This is a genomic window from Streptomyces sp. NBRC 109706 (assembly GCF_000974485.1).
Lineage (GTDB): Bacteria > Actinomycetota > Actinomycetes > Streptomycetales > Streptomycetaceae > Streptomyces.
The window spans coordinates 183,953-204,884 of sequence record NZ_BBOM01000009.1 but is presented as its reverse complement, the minus strand read 5'-3'; the positions used below and the strand labels follow the sequence as shown (position 1 = coordinate 204,884).

Here is a 20,932-nt window from a genome sequence, read left to right as displayed (position 1 = left end):
ACCGTGAACAGGCGGGGCCCCGGACGCGTTACGCAAGCGACTCCGACGGTGCCGACCGTCGCGGCCGGTGCTGACGGGGCGTCAGGCCGCCGTGCGGTCGGAGTCCCGTTCCCAGACGCGGTGTTGGGCGATCACATCGGCGAAGGTGGACACCACGGTGGCGGCGTCCGCGCCGGTGACCACGCCGAGGTTGTCGACGGCGCGGTCGCCCACATCGGCCAGCCGGATGCCGGGCAGCCCGATCTCGCGCAGCAGGCCGATGCCGGAGCCCAGCGCCGCGATGGCCTTGCCGTGTTTGAACGCCTGCGCGACATAGTGCAACGCCAGCCCGTCGCGGCTCAGTTCGAGCACGCTCGCCTCGCCACCAGGGACCAGCACGGCGTCATAGAGCACCGACGACATGGTGCTCATCGCGCGGTCCACCTTGACCGCTCCACCGTCCTCGGACGACACCTCGCCGTCGTGCGCGGCCAGCACCTCGGGCACCGCGCCGCCGCCGGTCAGCGCGTCGCGCGCGGCCATCACATCGGTGGCGGAGACCCCGTCGGCGACCAGGATGGCGATCTTCCTGGTCGCGATGGTGCCGGGCTGCTCGGTGGCCATGCTCAGCGCGGGGGAGGTGCGGCCCGCGTTCTCCGCGACCGGCTCGGCCGGCGGCCGCACGCCGATGCCCACGGCCACCGCGACGGCCAACTCATGGTCGATATGGTTGAGTTGTTCGATCGTCCGCTCCCTGACCTGGCGCGCGTCGACCTTGCCGAGTTCGAAGCGGTAGGCCGCGACGATATGGCCCTTCTCCCAGGGCGCCATGCTGTTCCAGAAGAGCTGGGCCTGGCTGTAGTGGTCGGAGAAGCTGTCGCTGCGCTTACGGATCTTGTCGCCGTCGACCCGCACCTGGTGGTGCCGGAACGCGCCGGCGTCGACGGACGCCATCGCGGGGCAGCCGCCGCCGAGGCTGTTGGGCGCGTAGGCGGTCGGGTCCGGGTGGATGCGGTGCTGACCGTAGCCGTCCCGCTGGTTGTTGCGGACCGTGGCGAGCGGCTGGTTGACCGGCAGCTGCTGGAAGTTGGGGCCGCCCAGCCGGATCAACTGGGTGTCCAGATAGGAGAAGTTGCGGCCCTGGAGCAGCGGGTCGTTGGTGAAGTCGATGCCCGGCACCACATGCGCGGTGTGGAAGGCGACCTGCTCGGTCTCGGCGAAGAAGTTGTCCGGGTTGCGGTCCAGCGTCATCCGGCCGATCGGCCGCAGCGGGACGATCTCCTCCGGGATGATCTTGGTGGGGTCGAGCAGATCGAAGTCGAACGAGAACTCGTCCTCCTCCGGGACGAGTTGGACGGCCAGCTCGTACTCGGGGAAGGCGCCCGAGGCGATGGCGTCCCAGAGGTCCCGCCGGTTGAAGTCGGGGTCGGCGCCGGCGATCTGCTGGCACTCGTCCCAGACCAGGGAGTGGGTGCCGAGCAGCGGGCGCCAGTGGAACTTCACAAAGGTGCCCTGGCCCCGCGCGTTGACAAACCGGAAGGTGTGCACGCCGAAGCCCTGCATCATCCGGTAGCTGCGCGGCAGCGCCCGGTCGGACATCAGCCACATCACGGTGTGCAGGGTCTCCGGCTGGAGGGAGACGAAGTCCCAGAAGGTGTCGTGCGCCGAAGCGGCCTGTGGCATCTCGTTGTTGGGCTCCGGCTTGACCGCGTGCACAAAGTCGGGGAACTTGATCGCGTCCTGCACGAAGAAGACCGGGAAGTTATTGCCGACCAGATCGTAATTGCCCTCGCGGGTATAGAACTTGGTCGCGAAGCCCCGGACATCGCGCACCGTGTCGGCGGATCCGCGCGAACCGGCCACGGTGGAGAAGCGGACGAAGACGGGGGTGCTGCGGGACGGGTCCTGGAGGAAGTCGGCCCGGGTGAACTCGGCCAGCGACTCGTACGGGCGGAAGTGACCGTAGGCGCCGGCGCCCCGCGCGTGCACCACCCGTTCCGGGATGCGCTCGTGGTCGAAGTGGGTGATCTTCTCCCGGAAGTGGAAGTCCTCCAGCAGCGTCGGGCCGCGCTCGCCGGCGCTCAGCGAGTTGTCGGTGTCATCGACTCTGGTGCCGAAGTTGGTGCTCAGCGGGGCGTCCTCGCCCCGGTCGCGCAGCGGATCCAGCTGACGCTGTTTGTCCAGTTGTTCCTCGCCGGGCATCGGCTCTCCTTCGCTTCGGTCCACGGGCTGCGGGTGTGGGCACGGCCGGGCGGCACCCGTGTCGGGTGCCGCCCGGGGGCTCGGCGCGCCGCGAGCCGGTCCACGGCGCGCGCCGCCGGCGCCGAGTTTCCCCCGACAATAGGGATAAAACGCTGCAAACGGGTGCCCCCGGCGTGGCGCGATCCGGACCGGGGGCGGGGGCGACGGCGGGCACGGCCGAGCGGGTGTCGCGCGCTCAGCGGGGCGCCAGCGCGGCCCGCCCGGTCAGGGCGGCCACCGCGCTCAACAGCTCCTCGTCGCCGATCGCGTCAAGGCTGGGCACGTCCCGATCACCGAGGCGCAGATGTGGCACCCGATAGGGCAACAGATGATCGGAGCCCAGACAGGGCGGCAGCAGGCTGACGATCGGGGTGCGCACCGCGGCGGCCAGCTGGGCGGGCGCGGTGGCGCCGGCGACCACGGCGCGGGCGCCGGCGAGGACACCGGCCAGCCGGGGCAGCTCGGTCAGCCCGCCCAGGTCCAGGGCGCGACCGCCGGCCACCTGGCGGGTCAGCGCGCGCTCGTCCGGGCCGCCCGTCACCACCACCCGGTGTCCGGCGTCGTCGAGGGCCGCGACCGCGCCCTCCGCCCGGGCCGGCGTCCAGGCCCGCTCGGCCACCGTTCCGCCCGGGTGGACCACCAGATAGTCGCCCGTCCCGGTCAGTCCGCCGGCGCCGGGATGGGCCCTGATGCCCAGTGCGCCGTCGTCGCCCGCCGGCAGCGGGAAGCCGGCGGCGGCCGCGAGGTCCAGGGCGGCCTCCGCCTCGTGCCGCCGCTCGGCCCGCCGGTTGCGCAGCCGCAACAGCGGCCCGGGCGCGTGCTCGCAGTCGGCCGCGACCCAGGCCACCCCGGCGAGCTTGAGCAGCAGCGCGGCGGGCAGCGGGCTCTGGCGGGGCGAGGCGAAGATCAACGCGCGCTCGAAGCGCCGCGCCGCCAACCGTTCCACCAGCTGGTTCACGGTGGAACGCTGGACCGCCGGCGGTGAGATGGAGACCCGCGGCGCGTCGTAGACCAGCACCTCGTCCACCCCGGGCAGCAGCCGTCCGGCGGCCTGGCCGCGTGGGCCGCAGAGCAGGGTGGTGGACCTCGAACCGGCCGCCACCGCCCGGATGGCGGGGCCGGCCAGCAGCACGTCGCCCGCGCCGTCGAGGCGGACGACCAACGTGTGCGGTGGCTGGCTCATGGGCCCGCGAGTTGCCCGATCCGCCGGGGGCAAACCCGTTCGAAGGCCCCGGTACCGGACACGCCGACGGCCGGCGCCACGGAGGGCGCCGGCCGTCGGCCGAACGGTCTCGGGTGCCGCCGGCGCGCTATCCGCGCACCCGCGCCGACTCCCGCGCGGCGGCGGTGACGGGCACCGGCTCCCGCGCCGGCGTCCTGGCCCGGGTCGGGGCGGTGGTGGCGGGTTCGTCCCCCTCGATCGCGGCCCTGACCCGCTCACAGGCCCGGTTCAGCAGCCGGGAGACATGCATCTGCGAGATGCCCAGTTGATCGGCGATCCGGCTCTGTGTCATGCCATGGAAGTACCGCAGATACAGGATGTGCCGCTCCCGCTCGGGCAGTGAACGCAGCGGATGGCGCACCGCCTCCCGATCCACCACCCGGTCGAAGCCGGGCTCCAGGGTGCCCAGGGTGTCCAGCAGCGAGTAGTCGCCGTCGGCGCCCGGGAGTTCGGCGTTCAGCGACAGGGTGCTGTAGCTGTCCAGGGCTTCGAGCCCGGTCCGCACCTCGTCCTCGGTGAGCCCGCTGTGCTCGGCGAGCTGCGCCACGCTCGGCCCCCGGTCGTCCAGCCGGAAGCTCAGCTGCCGCGCCGAGGCGCGCACCCGGTTGCGCAGCTCCTGGGTGCGACGGGGCACGTGCAGGCCCCACATATGGTCCCGGAAGTGCCGTTTGACCTCGCCCACGATGGTGGGCACGGCATAGCTCTCGAAGGGACGCCCCCGGCTGGGGTCATAGCGGTGGACCGCCTTGACCAGGCCGAGCGCCGCCACCTGTTCCAGGTCCTCCAGGGCCTCGCCCCGATCCCTGAACGTCCGGGCCAGCCGGTCCGCCATCGGAATCCAGGCGCAGATGACATCCCGGTACAACGCCTCGCGTTCCGGGCACGGTGGCAGTTCCGCGATGCGTTGGAACTGCCGGCTGGTATCCGGTGCGTCGTCGTGCGGATGGCGCTTCTTACGGGGGCGTGCTGGGGTATTCATTCCTGCTCTCCCAGGTGAGGGTGGGCGTGCGATTCCGCGCTGAACTCGCCACGGGAAGAGACCGCTGTCCCTCAGTCTGCACGCGAAAGTCGCCCCCCACATCTTGAGCGGGACGAGCGCCCCGAAAGCCCCTCGACGCCGGGCGAAGAGAGGGTTATCCCGCGCCCTGTCCGGTTACCCGCGGAGTCGGGGCGCGAACATCGGACGCGGCCCCTTCAGGTTCCACCAGATCCGACGGACAAGGAGCGGCACGATGACCTATGGCACCTTTATGTCCACCGTCAGGGAACGGGGAGAATACGCCGCCGACGAGGCCGAGCGCATTGTCGAGGCGGTTATCGAAACCCTCGGCGAACGGCTGCCGGACACCTCCGCCGAACATCTGGCCGACCAGTTGCCCACGCGGCTCGCCGATATCGTCGACCGGTCGGAGGGGCCGGCGCGCACGTGGGGCGTCGAGGAGTTCATCCACCGGGTCGCCGAACACGCCGAGGAGGACGAGGCGAGCGCCGAGGAGCACACCCGGGTCGTCCTCTCCGTGCTCGCCGACCAGATCACCGGCGGTGAGATGAACAAGCTGATCAGTCAACTGCCCTCCGGCTACGCGGACTTGTTCGGCCATGGCGAGCTGACCTGACCGGCGGCCGGCCAGCGACGGGCCGGCGGCTGACCGGGGACGGGCCGGGGACGGGCCGGGCGGCGCACCGCCCACGAACGGCCCAAAGCGCGGCGCCATGACCCCCTCGCAGTACAACGGGGGCCGCGAGTCGGGCGAGAGGACACCATGGCGACGTTGGCACCAGCACGGCCCGGGCCGTCCACGGACGGGCCGCGCCGACCGGCCGGACCGTCCCCGGTGGAGTGGCTGACCACCACCGACCACAAACAGATCGGGAAGCTCTACCTGGCGACCTCGTTTCTGTTCTTCCTGCTGGCGGGCCTGCTCGCCCTGCTGATGCGCGCCGAACTGGCCAGGCCGGGACTGCAGTTGCTCAGCGCCGAGCAGTACAACCAGGCGTTCACCCTGCACGGCACCGTGATGATGCTGCTCTTCGCGACGCCGCTCTTCATCGGCTTCGGCAATGTCATCGTGCCGCTGCAGATCGGCGCCGCCGATGTGGCCTTCCCCCGGCTGAACGCGCTGGCCTACTGGCTGTTCCTGTTCGGCGGGCTGACCGTGGTCGGCTCGCTGCTCACCCCCGAGGGCCCGGCGTCCTTCGGCTGGTTCGCCTACGCGCCGCTGAACAGCGCCGTCTACTCGCCGGGCGTGGGCCCCGACCTGTGGGTGATGGGCCTGTCCCTCTCCGGCTTCGGCACCATCCTGGGCGCCGTCAACTTCATCACCACGATCATCTGCCTGCGCGCGCCCGGCATGACGATGTTCCGGATGCCGATCTTCACCTGGAACGTGCTGCTGACCAGCGTGTTGGTGCTGATGGCCTTCCCGGTGCTGGCCGCGACGCTGTTCGCGCTGGAATCCGACCGGGCCTTCGGCTCCCATGTGTTCGACGCGGCCAACGGGGGCGCGCTGCTCTGGCAGCACCTCTTCTGGTTCTTCGGCCATCCGGAGGTGTACATCATCGCGCTGCCGTTCTTCGGTATCGTCTCCGAGATCATTCCGGTGTTCAGCCGCAAACCGATCTTCGGCTATCTGGGACTGGTCGCGGCGACGGTGGCGATCACCGGGCTCTCGGCGGTGGTGTGGGCCCACCACATGTTCGCGACCGGCGCGGTGTTGCTGCCGTTCTTCTCGTTGCTGTCCTTTCTCATCGCGGTGCCGACCGGCGTCAAGTTCTTCAACTGGATCGGCACCATGATGAACGGATCGCTCTCCTTCGAGGCGCCCATGCTCTGGTGCATGGGATTTCTGGTGACGTTCCTCTTCGGCGGGTTGACCGGGGTGATCCTGGCGTCTCCGCCGCTCGACTTCCAGGTGACGGACAGCTACTTCGTGGTGGGCCACTTCCACTATGTGGTCTTCGGTACCGTGGTCTTCGCGATGTTCGCCGGATTCCACTTCTGGTGGCCGAAGATGACCGGCCGCATTCTTGACGAACGGCTGGGGAAAATCCATTTCTGGACGCTGTTCGTCGGTTTTCACACGACCTTTCTGGTGCAGCACTGGCTCGGCGCCGAGGGCATGCCGCGCCGGTATGCCGACTATCTCGCCGCGGACGGCTTCACGGGGCTCAACATGGTCTCCAGCATCGGCGCGTTTCTGCTCGGCCTCTCCACGCTGCCGTTCCTCTACAACGTGTGGCACACGACGCGCACCGCGCCCCCGGTCACCTCCGACGATCCCTGGGGCTACGGCCGGTCGTTGGAGTGGGTCACCTCCTGCCCGCCGCCGCGCCACAACTTCACCACCCTGCCTCGGGTGCGTTCCGAGTCACCGGCCTTCGACCTGCACCATCCGGAGGTCGTCAGGGCCGACCAGGCGCGCCGGGACGGTCGGCGGGACGTCCTCGACGCCGCCGGCTGAGCCGCCCCTCCCGCCGACGGCTCGGGGACGGTCGGCTCAGGGGTGGCGCCAGTGGTCGGTGGGCAGCGCCGACGAGCCGGTGGGGCCCATCGTCAGCATCCCGCCGTCCACCGGCCAGGACGCCCCCGTGACATAGCCGGCCCGTTCGCTCGCCAGAAACGCGATCACCTCGGCGACCTCGCTCGGGTCGCCCGGGCGCCGCAGCGGGATGCCGGGGCGCTCCAGGGTGTGCACATCCACATCCACATAGCCGTTCATCGGCGTCGCGATCTCGCCTGGCGCCACCGCGTTGACCCGGATGCCGTGCTCGGCCAGCTCCAGCGCCATCACCTGGGTGAGCAGCCCGAGCCCGCCCTTGGCCGCGCAGTAGGGCGCGGTGCGCACCCGCGGCTGGTGTTCGTGCACGCTGGTCACATTGACGATGCTGCCGCCGCCGCCCTGGCGGATCATCCAGCGGGCCGCGCGTTGGGCACAGAGCATCGGGCCGATCATGTTGACGTTCAACACCCGGTACATCTCCGGGAGTTCCACATCCAGAAAGTCGACATTGCTGCCCGTGCCGGCGTTGTTGACCAGGATGTCGAGGCGGCCGAACCGCTCCGCCAGGGTGTCCACCACATCGGCGGCCTCCGGCAGCAGCGCGAGATCCACCTCCGCCGTCTCCGCGCGCCGCCCCGCCGCGCGGACCGCCCTGGCGGTGGTCTCGGCGCCCTCGGCGTCGCCGAACCAGGCGATGCCCACGTCGACGCCCTGCCGGGCGAGGGCGATCGCCGTGGCGCGGCCGATCCCCGAGTTGGCCCCCGTGACCACGGCCACCGGCGCGGCGGGCGCGTTCGCCGCCCCCGAGGTCGGCTCGGGGGAGTTCGGTTCCGTCATGAGTCACACTCCGTGGTCGTTTACTCGCTGATCCTTGGCGCGGTGGGGGCGCGCATCGAGCCCTACCCTCGCGCAGCCGCCGCCAGCACGGCGCGCGGGGTCGCCGAACGGCGTGCGTCCGCCCGTTCCACGCCCCCGGAGCCTCCCGCGCGCCCCCGGGTTTACGCCATCCCGGGATGGATACTCGCGCGTCATGAGCGATCAGCTGCCCTCGCAGGCCGAGGGGGAACGGGACGAGGAACTGTCCCCCGACGTCCAGTCGACGGACGAGCGGGCGCGCAGCGGCCATGACCACCCCCGGCAGACCCCCTCGCAGGCCGAGGGCGAGCGGATGGACGACCGCGACGACGAGTGAGGCCCTGAGCGTGCCGGGTCAGCCCCGGTCGGAGTCCCCCTCGGAAGCGGCCGGGCCCACCAGCTCGGCCAGCACGTCCTCCATGGTCACAAAGCCCAGCAGGGTGCCGCGTTCGTTGACCACCGAGGCCAGATGGGTCTCGGCGGCGCGCATCGCGGTCAACACGTCGTCCAGCCGGGTGTCGAGACGCACCTGTACCACCGGATGCAGCAGCCGCCGGGGGAACGGGCGGTCGCGGGCCGTCGCGGAGAGCGAGTCCTTCACATGGAGGAAGCCCAACACCGTCCGCCCGGGCCCCGTCACCGGCAGCCGGGAGAAGCCCGAGGTCGCCGACGTGTGCTCCAGCTGACGCGGGGTGACCAGATGCCCCACCGTCACCATCCGGCTGGTCGGCACCATGATCTCGGTCACCGTGCGGCTGCCCAACTCCAGTGCGTCCCGCAGCCGTTCGCTCTCCTCGGCGGCCAGCAGACCGGCCGCGTTGGAATCGGCCACCATCTCCGCCAGCTCCATCTCGGTGAAGACCGACGCCACCTCGTCCCTCGGCTCCACCCGCAGCATCCGCAGCAGCACATTGGCGAACGCGTTGATGCCGAAGATCACCGGACGCAGCGCCTGGGTCAGCGCCACCAGCGAGGGACCCAGCAGCAGCGCCGTCCGCTCCGGCGCGGCCAGCGCGATGTTCTTCGGCACCATCTCGCCGAAGAGCATATGGACATAGGTCGCCACCGACAGCGCCAGCGCGAAGGAGATCGGATGCACCAGCGAGTCGGGCATCCCGACCGCGCCGAACACCGGCTCCAGCAGATGGGCCATCGCCGGCTCGGCCACCGCGCCCAGCACCAACGAGGTGGCCGTGATGCCCAGTTGGGCCGTGGCCATCATCGCCGACAGATGGCGCAGCGCCCACAGCACCGTGGCCGCACCGCGTTCGCCCCGTTCGGCGCGCGGCTCGATCTGGTCCCTGCGGACCGAGATCAACGCGAACTCGGCGCCGACGAAGAACGCGTTCGCCAGGATCGACAGCGCGCCGAGCGTCAGCTGGAGGGCGATCATCGGGTGCCCTCCAGCCCGGCGGCGTCCGCCTCCGGCGGGGGCGCGGTGATCCCCACCCGCTCCGCGCGGTGCCGGGCCGTCCGCAGCACGACCAGCCGCCAGCCGTCGACCTCGACCGTGTCGCCGGTCGCCGGGATCCTGGCCAGCTCCGTGGCCAGCAGCCCGGCGACCGTCTCGTAGGGCCCCTCCGGCACCTGGAGCCCGATCGCGGCCAGCTGGTCGAGCCTGGCGTTGCCGCCCGCCTCCCAGTGCCCGGGACCCATCGGCGCCAGATCGGGCGTCCGCGCCGGATCGTGCTCGTCCCGCACCTCGCCGACGACCTCCTCGACGATGTCCTCCAGGGTGACCACGCCGGCGGTGCCGCCGTACTCGTCGACGACCACGCCCAGCGAACGGGTGCCCCGCAGCCGCTCCAGCAGCCGGTCGACGGGGAGGCTGTCCGGCACCAGCACCGGCTCGGTCAGCAGATCGAGCACGGGGGTCTCCGCCCGGTCCCGGACGTCGAGCGCCAGCACGTCCTTGATATGCACCATCCCCAGCACCTCGTCCAGGTTCCGCTCGTGGACCGGGAACCGGGACAGGCCCGTCTCCCTGGTCAGCTCCGCCGCGTCGGCGGCCGTCGCCGTCGACGCCAGGGCCCGCACGTCGACCCGGGGCGTCATCACGTTCTGCGCGGTCAACTCCGCCAGATGCAGCGTCCGCACGAACAGCTCCGCCGAATCGCGCGGCAGCACCCCCTCGGCCGCCGAGTGCCGGGCCAGCGCCACCAGCTCCTGCGGGGACCGGGCCGACGCCAGCTCCTCCGTCGGCTCGATGCCGAAACCGCGCACCAGCCGGTTCGCCATCTCGTTGAGATGCCGGATGAACGGCCCGAACGCCGAGGTGAAGAGCCGGTGCGGGGTGGCGATCGCACGGGCGACGGGCACCGGCCGGGAGATCGCCCAGTTCTTCGGCACCAACTCGCCCACCACCATCAGCACCACCGTGGAGAGCCCCACGCCCAGCAGCAGGGCCAGCGTCGACGAGGCGCCGACCGGCAGCCCGGTCGCCTCCAGCGGCCCGCGCAGCAGCGCCGAGACCGACGGCTCGGCGAGCATGCCGATCACCACCGAGGTCACCGTGATGCCGAGCTGCGCCCCGGACAGCTGGAACGTCAGCTGGCGCACCGCCCGCACCGCGCTGGCCGCGCCCGGCTGGCCCTCCCGGGCCGCCCGCTCCAACTGGCCGCGCTCCACGGTGGTCAACGAGAACTCGGCCGCCACGAACACGGCGCAGGCCAGCGTCAGGCCCAGCGCCACACACAACAGCAGGACTTCCGTCACGTGCCCATCCTCCCCTCGCCCCCCGTCGCTTCGTCGGATATGCGGATGTACCGCGTTTGCCCCGATGACGCCCGGGTACTCGGCGCGGCGCCGCAACGCACCGCCGGCGGGCGGCGAAAGGGAGCTGCCGCGATGGAGCAGGAGATCGACCCCTATGTGGCGGCCCGGCCCTCGGCCGACGGGCGCGAACTGCTGGTCACGCTGGGCTCGGGCCGGGTGGTGCGGATGCGCTGCAGCGTTCCCCTGCCCGGCGTGCTGCGGATCCGCGCGAGCGGGCGGGCCGAGGGCAGCGAAGGCCCGGACACCGGCGACGGGGCGCCCGTGCTGGTCCCGTTGGACGACCGGCCGGCCACCCTCACCCGCACCGCCGACGGCGTGGAGATCACCGGGCCCGAGGTGTCCGCGCACTGGGACACCGGCGGCGAGGAGAGCGGCCCCGACATCGTGCAGGGACTGCGGTTCGGCGCGTTCCGACGCTTCGCCCACCCCGACGCCGACACCGTGCCCTACCGCGCCGGCTACCGGCCGGCCGCGCCCGGCCGGCCCGCTGGCTGGCTGGAGACCGTCCACCTGGCCCCCGGCGCGGCCGTCTACGGCGGCGGCGAGAGCTATCAGGGCATCGACCTGCGCGGCCGGTTCCGTCGGATGCGCAACACCGAACAGAACCGGGACGGCGGCCGGGACTCCGCCTATCTCAACATCCCGCTGCTCTGGTCCGACGCCGGCTGGGGCCTGTTCGCGCACACCGGCGCCCAGGTGGACGCCGATATCGGCGCCACCCACTCGGAGGCCGCCTGCGTCCGGATCGACGGCGAGGATCTGGACCTCTTCCTGATCCGGGGCGACGCCCCCACCATCCTCGCCCGCTATCTGGCGCTGACCGGCCGGCCGCGCACGCTGCCGCACTGGGCCTTCGGCGTGTGGATGAGCCGGTCCTCCTACTTCACCGCCGACGAGGTCGTCGAGACCGTCGACGAACTGCTCAGGGCCGGCTGCCCGGTCGATGTGATCCATGTCGACGAATGGCTCGACGAGTCGGTGCTCGCCGACGCCGCCTGGTACACCGAGGCCGACCGGACCCGCTTCCCCGAGGGCTGGGCGCACCGCCTCACCGAGCGCGGGGTGCGGCTGAGCCTGTGGATCAACCCCTACATCAAACGGGACAGCCCGCTCGGCGACGAACTGGCCGAACGCGGCTATCTGGTACGGGACGGCGAGGGCCGGCCGGCCGCCATCGCCGACGACCCCCGCACCTGCGCCCTGGACTTCACCCATCCGGAGGCGCGCGAATGGTGGTGCGAACGGCTCGCGACGACCCTGCGCACCGAACACAACGCGGCGGTGCTCTCCGACTTCGGCGAGGAGATCCCCGACGACGCCGTCTTCGCCGACGGACGGCGCGGCACCGACTGGCACAACACCTACGGGCTGATCTACCAGGACACCGTGCACGAGGCGGGACGCCGCGCCAGAGCGGGGGACTTCGTCGCCATCTCCCGTTCCGGCACGGCCGGTTCACAGCGCGATCCGGCGCACTGGGCCGGCGATCTGCCGTCCACCTGGACCGGACTTGTGTCCACGCTGCGCGCCGTGCTGTCCATGTCGCTCAGCGGCTGTTCGGTGGTCACCCATGACGCCGGCGGCTACTGGACACCGGCGTCGCTGCGCAGGGCCAAGGAGCTGCGCGCCACCATGACACCGGACGCCGTACACAGCGATGTCGACCCGGAACTGTACGGACGCTGGGCCCAGTGGGCGGCCTTCTCCCCGCTGATGCGCTTCCATGGCCTCGGCCGGCGCGAGCCCACCGCCTACCCCGAGCCGGCCCGGGGCGCGGCGATCGCCGCGTGCCGGCTGCGGCGGCGGCTGCGCCGCTATGTCGCCGCCTCCGCCGAAAGCGGCGCGGCCGAGAACCTGCCGCTGATGCGGCCCATGCCGCTTGTCCACCCCGGCGTGCCCGAGGCACAGAGCGCGGACGCACAGTATCTGCTCGGCCCCGATGTGCTCGTCGCCCCCGTGCTGGAACCGGGCGGCCGCCGGCTCCTCTGGCTGCCGGAGGGCGACTGGCTCCCGCTGGTCGGCTGCCCGCCGCTGAGCGGCCCCGGCTGGCACGAAGTGCGCTGCGCCGCCGACGAGTTCCCCGCCTTCGTCCGCGCCGAACGCGGCGTCCCGGCCGTCCTCGACGACGAGGACGCCGTCGAGGAGACCGTGGGCGTCGCGGCCGAACGCCCCGACAGCCGGCGTTAGTCCGTCGGCTTCCCGGGCCGGTCCGCCGACTCGCCCCGGAACGCGGTCAGGATCTCGCCGGCCGCCAGGGTCGGCGTCAACGTGCCGTCCCGGACGCGGCGTTCGAGCGTCGGGGTCAGCTCGCGCACCAGGGGGTGCTGGTGCAGCTCGCCCAGCAGCTGGTCCCGCACCATGTTCCAGGTCCACCGCACCCGCTGGTCGTCCCGCTTCGCCGTCAGCCGGCCGTGCTGCTCCAGGGTGTCCCGATGCTGGCGGACCCGCTCCCAGACCTTGTCGAGCCCGGTCTCCTCGCGCGCGCTGCAGGACAGCACCGGCGGCGTCCAGATCGCGTCCACCGGCTGCATCATCCGCAGCGCACCGCGCAACTCCCGTGCGGCTCCCCGCGCGTCCCGCTCGTGCGGGCCGTCCGCCTTGTTGACGGCCAGCACGTCCGCCAGCTCCAACACGCCCTTCTTGATGCCCTGGAGCTGATCGCCCGTCCTGGCCAGCGTCAACAGCAGGAACGTGTCGACCATGTCGGCGACCGCCGTCTCCGACTGGCCGACGCCCACCGTCTCCACCAGCACCACGTCATGGCCCGCCGCCTCCATCACGACGATGGCCTCCTGGGTGGCCTTGGCCACCCCGCCCAGCGTGCCCGCGCTCGGCGACGGACGGACAAAGGCGTGCGGATCGACCGCCAGCCGCTCCATCCGGGTCTTGTCGCCCAGGATGGAACCGCCGGTGCGGGTCGACGAGGGGTCGACGGCCAGCACCGCGACCCGGTGCCCCGCGCCGGTGAGCAGGGTGCCGAAGGCGTCGATGAAGGTGGACTTCCCGACGCCCGGCACCCCGCTGATGCCGATCCGGTGCGCCTTCCCCGCGTGCGGCAGCAGTTCGAGCAACAGCCGCTGCGCCAGCGCCCGATGGGCCGGCTTGCGGGACTCGATGAGGGTGATGGCACGCGCCACCCAGGAACGGGTGCCGGCCAGCACGCCCTCGGTGTACGTGGCGAGGTCGGGAGCCGTCACCGATCGTGCCCCAGATTGGTCGCCAGCTTGTCGAGCAGATCCAGGGCGCACTCCGGGATGACCGTGCCCGGCGGGAACACGGCGGCGGCGCCCGCCTCGTGCAGCGCGGGGATGTCGTCCGGCGGGATGACGCCGCCCACCACGATGGTGATGTCCTCCCGGCCGGCCTTCGCCAACTCCTCGCGCAGCGCCGGCACCAGGATGAGATGCCCGGCGGCCAACGAGGAGACGCCGACCACATGCACGTCGGCCTCCACCGCCTGCCGGGCGACCTCGTCCGGCGTCTGGAACAGCGGGCCGACGTCCACGTCGAAGCCCAGGTCGGCGAACGCGGTGGCGATCACCTTCTGGCCCCGGTCGTGGCCGTCCTGGCCCATCTTGGCGATGAGGATCCGGGGCCGACGCCCCTCGGCCTCCTCGAAGGCGACAACCTCGGCCCTGGCCCGCTCGATCGTCGACGAGGGGCCCGCTTCCTGGCGGTACACCCCAGTGATGGTACGGATGTTTCCGGCGTGCCGCCCGAAGACCTTCTCCAACGCGTCGGAGATCTCGCCCACCGTCGCCTGCGCGCGCGCCGCGTTCACCGCCGCGTCCAGCAGATTGCCACGCTCCGGGTTCTCCGCCACCCGGGTCAGCGCCTCCAGCGCCTCGCCGCAGGCCACCCCGTCCCTCGTCTCGCGCAGCCGGCGCAGCTTCTCCAACTGCTGGGCGCGCACCGAGGTGTTGTCCACCTTGAGCACATCGATCTGCTCCTCGGCCGAGACCCGGTACTTGTTGATGCCGATCACCGGCTGCCGCCCGGAGTCGATCCGCGCCTGGGTGCGCGCCGCCGCCTCCTCGACGCGCAGCTTCGGGATGCCGGCGTCGATCGCCTTGGCCATGCCGCCGGCCGCCTCGATCTCCTGGATGTGGTGCCAGGAACGGACCGCCAGATCGTGGGTCAGCCGCTCGACATAGGCGCTGCCGCCCCACGGGTCGATCACCCGGGTGGTGCCCGACTCCTGCTGGAGCAGGATCTGGGTGTTCCGCGCGATCCTGGCCGAGAAGTCGGTGGGCAGCGCCAGCGCCTCGTCCAGCGCGTTGGTGTGCAGCGACTGGGTGTGGCCCTGCGTGGCGGCCATGGCCTCCACACAGGTGCGGGTCACGTTGTTGTAGACGTCCTGGGCGGTCAGCGACCAGCCGGAGGTCTGCGAATGGGTGCGCAGCGAAAGGGACTTGGGGTTCTTCGGATCGAACTGCCGCACCAGCTTCGCCCACAGCAGGCGGGCCGCGCGGAGCTTGGCCACCTCCATGAAGAAGTTCATGCCGATGCCCCAGAAGAACGAGAGCCGGGGCGCGAACGCGTCCACGTCCAACCCCACAGCGCGCCCGGCGCGGATGTACTCGACGCCGTCCGCGAGGGTGTACGCCAGCTCCAGGTCCGCCGTGGCCCCGGCCTCCTGGATGTGGTAGCCGGAGATGGAGATCGAGTTGTAGCGCGGCATCCGCTGCGAGGTGTAGGCGAAGATGTCGGAGATGATCCGCATCGAGGGACCCGGCGGATAGATGTAGGTGTTGCGGACCATGAACTCCTTGAGGATGTCGTTCTGGATGGTCCCGGCCAGCTTCTCCGGCGGCACCCCCTGCTCCTCGGCCGCCACGATATAGAGCGCCAGCACCGGCAGCACGGCGCCGTTCATCGTCATCGACACGCTCATCCGGTCCAGCGGGATGCCGTCGAACAGCTGCCGCATGTCCAGGATGGAGTCGATCGCCACCCCGGCCATGCCCACGTCGCCGGTGACCCGGGGGTGGTCGCTGTCATAGCCCCGGTGCGTCGGCAGATCGAACGCGACGGAAAGCCCCTTCTGCCCGGCGGCCAGGTTGCGGCGGTAGAACGCGTTGGACTCCTGCGCCGTGGAGAACCCGGCGTACTGCCTGATGGTCCACGGCTGGTTCACATACATCGTCGGATAGGGGCCGCGCAGAAACGGCGCCATGCCCGGATACGTCCCGAGGAAGTCCACCTCGGCCAGATCGTCCGCCGTGTACAGCGGCTTGACGTCGATGCCCTCCGGCGTGTGCCAGAGCAGCTCCTCGGTGCTGTGCCCGGTCCGCTCCTTCACGGCCGAGCGCCACCGCTCCAACGAGCCCGGATCGTCGGGCTCGGCGCCCAGATCGACCGTGCTGAAATCGGGGATCACACTCATCGTCCCGCCACTCCCGTCACATCGAGCGCCGTGGTCAGCACGGACACCGCGTCGCATCTCAGATAGACGAACTCGTCGACGCCGTCCGGCGTCTCGGGCAGCCGCCCGGCGAGGTACACCCGCGCGGCGCCCGCCTCCCGCAGCGCCAGCGCGACCTCGGCGGCCCGCTCCTCGTAGAGGGCGTCCGTGCCACAGACGCAGGCGACCGCCGCCCCGCTGGCCCGGAACGCCTCGCCCGCCGTGGCCCCGTCGACCGACGCGTCGGGGCGCACCGGCTCGACACCGCCGGCCTGGAACAGATTGGCCGCGAACGTGGCCCGCGCGGTGTGCGCCGCGACCGGTCCGAGCGTGGCCAGAAACACCCTGGGGCGCGCCCCTGTGGTCGCCAGATGCGCGTCCGACCTGGCCCGCAGCGCCTCGTACGCCTCGTCCCTGCGCACCCGGGGCAGCCCGCCGCCCGGCCGGGGCGGCGCCGGCTCCCGCACCACGGGCTCCGCCGCCAGATCGGGGAACTCGCTGACCCCGGTGACCGGTTCACGCCGGGTCGCCAGCGCGGTCGAACGCCGCTCCCAGGTGGCGGCCAGCCGATCGGCCACCAGACCCGAGTCCAACGCGGCGGCCTGACCGCCGCTCGACTCGATCTCCTGGAACCAGGCCCACGCCGCGTGGCTCAGATCCTCCGTCAGCCGCTCCACGTACCAGGAGCCGCCCGCCGGATCGATCACCCGACCCAGATGCGACTCCTCCAGCAGGATTGTCGAGGTGTTCCGCGCGATCCGCCGCGCGAAACCGTCCGGGGCGCCCAGCGGCTCGTCGAACGGCAGCACCGTCACCGCGTCGGCGCCGCCGACCCCGGCCGCCATGGCGGCCACCGTCGTCCGCAGCATGTTCACCCACGGGTCCCGCCGGGTCATCATCACCCGCGACGTCACCGCGTGCTGCGCCTGCGCGCCCGCCTCCCGCGAGGCGCCGCTGGCCTGCGCCACCCGCGCCCAGAGCCGCCGCGCGGCACGGAACTTCGCGATCGAGAGGAACTGGTCGGCATCGGTGGCGAACCGGAACTCCAACTGCCCCAACGCCGCGTCGACCGAGAGCCCGGCCGCCGTCAACTCCCGCAGATAGGCGACGCCGGTGGCCAGCGCACAGCCCAGCTCCTGCGCCGGCGAACCGCCGGCCTCGTGGTACGGCAGCCCGTCGACGACCAGCGCCCGCACCCCGGGGAACTCCCGCGCCACGCGCACCGCGAGCGCGGCCGCCGGCGCCAGCTCCACGGCCCGGCCGGTGCCGGCCCGCACGCCCAACGGGTCGGCACCCAGCCGACCCAGCGCCTTCTCCGGCGCCACCCCGCGCTCCGCGAACAGCGCCAACAGCGCCTCGCCCGCGGCGGCGAAATCCGCGCCCGCGTCCAACACCACGGGGGCCAGATCGAGCAGCACCCCGTCCAGCGCGGCCGGCAGCCCGTCGATCGGCACCCCGGCCTCGCCGACCGCGACCCACAGCGAACTGACGCCCAGCTCCAGATCGGTCAGCAGCGCCTCGTTCAGCCGCGCCGGACGCGGATCGGCGTGGTACTGGCGCACATCCCAGCCGGAGAGCACGTTGCCCTCGGCCCGCGCGCCCCGCGCGAACGGCGCGAAACCCGGAAAACCGGCCGGTGCCGCATCGTTCTCCGCCGTGTAGAGCGGCAGTGCGACCAGCGAGTCCTCCAGCCTGGTCGCCAACCGCCGCTCGGCCTCCTCGCCGGTGAGATCGCCGGCGCCCGACTTCTTCAGCACGCCGACCGCCAACGACCGCCACTGCTGTCGGTCGCCGACGGGAAACTCGCCGGCCAGGGATAGGCCGTCGTCGGGCTGGGCTGTCAACTCCATGACCACGCGCTTCCGCTAGGGGATCGTCCACGGGGGGAACGTCCGAGGGGGAACGTCTCAAGGAAAGTCCAGAAGAACGCCGGAGGGAACTCCACAGCGGCCCTTCGGACAAAAGTCTGGGGTATTCCAGGGGGGTGACGCCGCTCCCCCCGGGGTACCGTTCCGGGCGCCCCTACGGCGGCGCCAACCCCTCGGGCGCCGGGGACACCACCCGGTCGCAGCGGCCCCTGGACGTCGCCACCAGCGCCGCGTTGAGCCGGTCGTTCTCCGCCACCCAGGCGCGGGCCGCCGCCGCGTCCCGGCCATGCCGGCGGTGCCGGGCGACCAGCCGGACATCGCACACCGCCTCCGGCGCTTCCACGTACCACAGCTGATCGATACGGGCCCGCGCCGCCCGCCACGCCGGTGCGTCCAGGCCCAGGTAGTTGCCCTCGGTGACGATCAGCCCGGCCGTCGGCGACACCACATGACGCGCCGCCACCGGCTCGTCCAACGCACGGTCGAAATCCGGCACATACACCACCTCCCGGCCCACCGCCGCCACCAGACGGGCCAGCAACGCGGCATAGCCCCAGGCATCGAAACTGGGCTCCGACCCCTTGCGCGACCGCAGCCCCAACCGGTCGAGCTGGGCGTTGGAGAGATGGAAACCGTCCAGCGGCACATAGGCGGCGGCCCCGCCGAGCGCCCGCACCAGCGACCGGGCCAGCGTGGACTTCCCCGCGCCCGGCGGGCCGGCCAGGCCCAGCACGGCACGGCCGACCGGGGGCAGCAGCGCCCTCGCGTCGTCGACCAACGAGACGGAGTCCATACCACTCAGCGTAAGTTAACGCCGGTTCGCCGTCAGCCACGCGTCGGCGGCAGCCTGGCCTCGCCCGGCGAACGGTCCGGCCGCAACCCCCGCCAGGACGGCTGCCGCAGCCGCCCCTCCCTGGTCCAGGCCCGGAACGCCACCTCGCCCACCAGCGTGGGCGTCACCCAGTGCGCCAGCCGCGCCCGCTCCCCGGGCACCGGCTCGTCGAACGGCGGCCGGTCCCTGCCCAGCCCGGCCAGCCGGGTGCGCAGATCGGCCAGCACCGCCTCGCTGAACCCGCTCCCCACATGGCCGATATAGCGCAGCCGATCCCCCTCGTCATACGCGCCCACCAGTAGCGAACCCACCGTGCCCGACCGCCGGCCACCCCCGGGCTGCCAGCCGCCGACCACCACCTCCAACGTCCTGACCAGCGGCGTCTTCACCCAGTGCCGGGAACGCCGGCCCGGCTGGTAGGGCGAGTCCAGACGCTTGGCCACCAACCCCTCCAGACCGTGCCGCTCGGCGATCCCCAGCAGCTCGACCGGGTCCGCCGCCGGGCCCGCGTAGTACGGCGGGACCGCCACCCGCCCGGACGGGTCGGACGGCAGCCCCGCCAGCAGGTCCCGCCGCCGCCGGTAGGGCTCGGCCAGCAACCGCTCACCGGCCAACAGCAGCAGATCGAAGGCGAAGAACGTCACCGGGATCTCCGCCAGCAGCGCGGCGGACGGACGCCGACGCTGGTGCCGCCGCTGCAACCGGCCGAAGTCGGGGCCGCCGTCCGCGCCGAGCACCACGATCTCGCCGTCCAGCACCGCCGAACGGCCGGCCAGCAGTTCGGGCGCGAGCCGGCCGACCTCCGGATAGGTCGGGGTGAGGTCGTTACCGTTCCGGCTGGTCAGCCGCACGGTGCCGTCGGCGGCCACGCGCAGACAGCAGCGGTAGCCGTCCCATTTCCACTCGTACGCCCAGGCCCCGGTGGGCGGCCGCCCGTCCACGGCCAGCATCGGCGCCACCGGGTCGGGCACCCGGCCGGCCCGGTCGTTCCCGGTGTCCTCCGTGCTCCCCTTGTTCCCCTTGTTCCCCGTCTGGTCCTGTCGCACCCGCCCAGTACACGCGGCGCGCCCGCCCGGGCTCCGGACCCGCGAGGGCGCGCCGGGCCCGGTGCCCCGGGCGGGTGCCTGCCGACGTGCCCCGGGCGGGGGTTCAGTCCCAGTCGTCCTGGTTGAGGAAACGGGCGAAACCGCGCCAGGAGTTGGGGCCCATCTCGCCGTCGACCGGACCGGTATAGCCGTGCGCCGCGGCCAGCCGCTGCACGGCGGCCCAGGTGTTCGGCCCCGGCACCCCGTCGACCGGCCCCGAGTAGCCCCAACGGTCCCGAAGGATCCGCTGCAACGCCGCATAGGTGTTCGGCCCCGGCACCCCGTCGATCGGCCCGGTGTATCCCGCCTCGATCGACAACCACTTCTGCGCGCGGCGCCAGAGGTCGGGGTCGGGCACGCCGGTGGTCTCCGTCGCGGTCTTGGGCAGTCGGTCGTCCGGCGGGGGGCCGCCGTCCTCGACCACATCGAAGGCGCCGGCCCTGGCCAGGCTGAGATCCACGGCGGGGGCGCCGCCGGTCGAGCCGACCGAGGTGTACTGGTGCGCCGCCCAGTCGGGGTACTTGCCGCCCAGCTCCGGATCGCCGTGCCGGTTGCCGTCGTTGGGCCCCCAGGAGGCCACCCAGAGGTGCGCCCCGCCGGCGATGGTCTGCGGCCAGTTGCCGGCGCGCAGATCCGCTGCGCCGATGTAGAACCAGGGCACAAAGGGCCCGACCCGCTCCCTGACCCGCCAGAACCAGCCGGCCACCTGGCCGTCGGACCAGAGCCGGGTCGAATCGTCCAACACCTCGACGTCCAGGGCCAGTACATCGCCGGGACGGTAGTCGTGCAGATGGTCGACGAAGTAGTCGGCGGCGGTCGCCGGGGTGGCGAAGTCGCCGGAGAGCCAGTAGTGGCCGACCCGCAGCCCGGCGGCGCGGGCGCCGGCGACCTGCTCGGTGTAGTACGGGCTGGTGTAGGGGCCCTCGGCGAGTTGGCAGCCGCCTGCCTTCACAATAGCGAACTGTTGGCCCTGGTCCCGGGCCAGCGCGAAGTCGATGCCGGCCTGGGTGGTCGCGACATCGATGCCGTGCAGATCGGCGGCCGGGGCCGGGGCCGTCCGGGCGAGGGCCGGGCGGGTGCCGAGCAGGCCGGCGCCGGCGGGCGCCAGTGCGGCAAGGGTCAGGCCGCGCATCCAGGTTCTTCTTCTCATGGGCTCTCCCGGTTCTTCTCG

General features: G+C 72.2%; 16 protein-coding genes. 4 read left to right on the top strand and 12 right to left on the bottom strand.

The window, feature by feature from the left end; genetic code table 11:
* Window positions 1-81 precede the first annotated feature (81 nt).
* The 3 genes from AOM46_RS20400 to AOM46_RS20390 form a co-directional block, all read right to left on the bottom strand.
* Window positions 82-2,181, bottom strand: coding sequence for a catalase (locus AOM46_RS20400; RefSeq protein WP_062214020.1), 2,100 nt, complete (start codon window positions 2,179-2,181; stop codon window positions 82-84).
* A 235-nt stretch (window positions 2,182-2,416) separates the two neighbouring features.
* Window positions 2,417-3,403, bottom strand: a complete 987-nt coding sequence (locus AOM46_RS20395) for a glycosyltransferase family 9 protein (protein WP_062214019.1) — start codon at window positions 3,401-3,403, stop codon at window positions 2,417-2,419.
* Window positions 3,404-3,530: 127 nt separating this feature from the next.
* The gene (locus AOM46_RS20390) at window positions 3,531-4,421 is read right to left on the bottom strand and encodes a SigB/SigF/SigG family RNA polymerase sigma factor (protein WP_078857029.1); all 891 of its coding nucleotides are present in this window, start codon (window positions 4,419-4,421) and stop codon (window positions 3,531-3,533) included.
* 253 nt (window positions 4,422-4,674) lie between these two features.
* Between AOM46_RS20390 and AOM46_RS20385 the strand changes: the two genes are divergently transcribed.
* Window positions 4,675-5,058 carry a DUF2267 domain-containing protein gene (locus AOM46_RS20385; RefSeq protein ID WP_062214018.1) on the top strand — a complete coding sequence of 128 codons (384 nt, stop codon included), beginning with the start codon at window positions 4,675-4,677 and terminating at the stop codon, window positions 5,056-5,058.
* 147 nt (window positions 5,059-5,205) lie between these two features.
* On the top strand, window positions 5,206-6,903 hold the full coding sequence (gene ctaD / locus AOM46_RS20380) for a cytochrome c oxidase subunit I (protein WP_078857028.1): 1,698 nt from the start codon (window positions 5,206-5,208) through the stop codon (window positions 6,901-6,903).
* Between the two features lie 36 nt (window positions 6,904-6,939).
* Here the strand turns inward: ctaD and AOM46_RS20375 are convergent, their stop codons facing one another.
* Complete coding sequence (locus AOM46_RS20375; RefSeq protein ID WP_062214016.1) at window positions 6,940-7,779, bottom strand: SDR family oxidoreductase; 840 nt, start codon at window positions 7,777-7,779, stop codon at window positions 6,940-6,942.
* A 193-nt stretch (window positions 7,780-7,972) separates the two neighbouring features.
* Between AOM46_RS20375 and AOM46_RS34740 the strand changes: the two genes are divergently transcribed.
* The gene (locus AOM46_RS34740) at window positions 7,973-8,134 is read left to right on the top strand and encodes a hypothetical protein (RefSeq protein ID WP_199824029.1); all 162 of its coding nucleotides are present in this window, start codon (window positions 7,973-7,975) and stop codon (window positions 8,132-8,134) included.
* Window positions 8,135-8,152: 18 nt separating this feature from the next.
* Here the strand turns inward: AOM46_RS34740 and AOM46_RS20370 are convergent, their stop codons facing one another.
* Both AOM46_RS20370 and AOM46_RS20365 read right to left on the bottom strand, forming a co-directional pair.
* On the bottom strand, window positions 8,153-9,190 hold the full coding sequence (locus tag AOM46_RS20370; protein WP_062214015.1) for a hemolysin family protein: 1,038 nt from the start codon (window positions 9,188-9,190) through the stop codon (window positions 8,153-8,155).
* Window positions 9,187-10,512: a hemolysin family protein gene (locus AOM46_RS20365; protein WP_062214014.1), complete on the bottom strand. Its 1,326-nt coding sequence runs from the start codon at window positions 10,510-10,512 to the stop codon at window positions 9,187-9,189. Before AOM46_RS20365 ends, AOM46_RS20370 begins: the two co-directional genes overlap by 4 nt.
* A gap of 132 nt (window positions 10,513-10,644) precedes the next feature.
* Between AOM46_RS20365 and AOM46_RS20360 the strand changes: the two genes are divergently transcribed.
* Window positions 10,645-12,759 (top strand): TIM-barrel domain-containing protein, encoded by a 2,115-nt coding sequence (locus tag AOM46_RS20360; protein WP_062214013.1) that lies wholly within the window; start codon window positions 10,645-10,647, stop codon window positions 12,757-12,759.
* Here AOM46_RS20360 and meaB read toward each other — a convergent pair.
* From meaB to AOM46_RS20330, 6 genes are all read right to left on the bottom strand, one after another.
* The gene (gene meaB / locus AOM46_RS20355) at window positions 12,756-13,769 is read right to left on the bottom strand and encodes a methylmalonyl Co-A mutase-associated GTPase MeaB (protein ID WP_062214012.1); all 1,014 of its coding nucleotides are present in this window, start codon (window positions 13,767-13,769) and stop codon (window positions 12,756-12,758) included. The genes AOM46_RS20360 and meaB overlap by 4 nt on opposite strands.
* Window positions 13,766-15,958 carry a methylmalonyl-CoA mutase gene (gene scpA / locus AOM46_RS20350; RefSeq protein ID WP_062214011.1) on the bottom strand — a complete coding sequence of 731 codons (2,193 nt, stop codon included), beginning with the start codon at window positions 15,956-15,958 and terminating at the stop codon, window positions 13,766-13,768. Before scpA ends, meaB begins: the two co-directional genes overlap by 4 nt.
* On the bottom strand, window positions 15,955-17,820 hold the full coding sequence (locus AOM46_RS20345) for a methylmalonyl-CoA mutase family protein (RefSeq protein ID WP_062214380.1): 1,866 nt from the start codon (window positions 17,818-17,820) through the stop codon (window positions 15,955-15,957). The genes scpA and AOM46_RS20345 overlap by 4 nt, the downstream gene beginning before the upstream one ends.
* A 178-nt stretch (window positions 17,821-17,998) precedes the next feature.
* Window positions 17,999-18,637 carry a nucleoside/nucleotide kinase family protein gene (locus tag AOM46_RS20340; RefSeq protein ID WP_062214010.1) on the bottom strand — a complete coding sequence of 213 codons (639 nt, stop codon included), beginning with the start codon at window positions 18,635-18,637 and terminating at the stop codon, window positions 17,999-18,001.
* 32 nt (window positions 18,638-18,669) lie between these two features.
* Window positions 18,670-19,722: a non-homologous end-joining DNA ligase gene (gene ligD, locus AOM46_RS20335; protein ID WP_234313884.1), complete on the bottom strand. Its 1,053-nt coding sequence runs from the start codon at window positions 19,720-19,722 to the stop codon at window positions 18,670-18,672.
* Between the two features lie 103 nt (window positions 19,723-19,825).
* Window positions 19,826-20,911 carry a GH25 family lysozyme gene (locus AOM46_RS20330; RefSeq protein WP_062214009.1) on the bottom strand — a complete coding sequence of 362 codons (1,086 nt, stop codon included), beginning with the start codon at window positions 20,909-20,911 and terminating at the stop codon, window positions 19,826-19,828.
* Between the last annotated feature and the right edge of the window lie 21 nt (window positions 20,912-20,932).

Excerpts from the sequence above, each read along its gene's own strand:
- AOM46_RS20400 (WP_062214020.1), bottom strand. The coding sequence starts at position 2,181 with ATGCCCGGCGAGGAACAACTGGACAAACAGCGTCAGCTGGATCCGCTG.
- AOM46_RS20395 (WP_062214019.1), bottom strand. The coding sequence starts at position 3,403 with ATGAGCCAGCCACCGCACACGTTGGTCGTCCGCCTCGACGGCGCGGGC.
- AOM46_RS20390 (WP_078857029.1), bottom strand. The coding sequence starts at position 4,421 with ATGAATACCCCAGCACGCCCCCGTAAGAAGCGCCATCCGCACGACGAC.
- AOM46_RS20385 (WP_062214018.1), top strand. The coding sequence starts at position 4,675 with ATGACCTATGGCACCTTTATGTCCACCGTCAGGGAACGGGGAGAATAC.
- ctaD (WP_078857028.1), top strand. The coding sequence starts at position 5,206 with ATGGCGACGTTGGCACCAGCACGGCCCGGGCCGTCCACGGACGGGCCG.
- AOM46_RS20375 (WP_062214016.1), bottom strand. The coding sequence starts at position 7,779 with ATGACGGAACCGAACTCCCCCGAGCCGACCTCGGGGGCGGCGAACGCG.
- AOM46_RS34740 (WP_199824029.1), top strand. The coding sequence starts at position 7,973 with ATGAGCGATCAGCTGCCCTCGCAGGCCGAGGGGGAACGGGACGAGGAA.
- AOM46_RS20370 (WP_062214015.1), bottom strand. The coding sequence starts at position 9,190 with ATGATCGCCCTCCAGCTGACGCTCGGCGCGCTGTCGATCCTGGCGAAC.
- AOM46_RS20360 (WP_062214013.1), top strand. The coding sequence starts at position 10,645 with ATGGAGCAGGAGATCGACCCCTATGTGGCGGCCCGGCCCTCGGCCGAC.
- scpA (WP_062214011.1), bottom strand. The coding sequence starts at position 15,958 with ATGAGTGTGATCCCCGATTTCAGCACGGTCGATCTGGGCGCCGAGCCC.
- AOM46_RS20340 (WP_062214010.1), bottom strand. The coding sequence starts at position 18,637 with ATGGACTCCGTCTCGTTGGTCGACGACGCGAGGGCGCTGCTGCCCCCG.
- AOM46_RS20330 (WP_062214009.1), bottom strand. The coding sequence starts at position 20,911 with ATGAGAAGAAGAACCTGGATGCGCGGCCTGACCCTTGCCGCACTGGCG.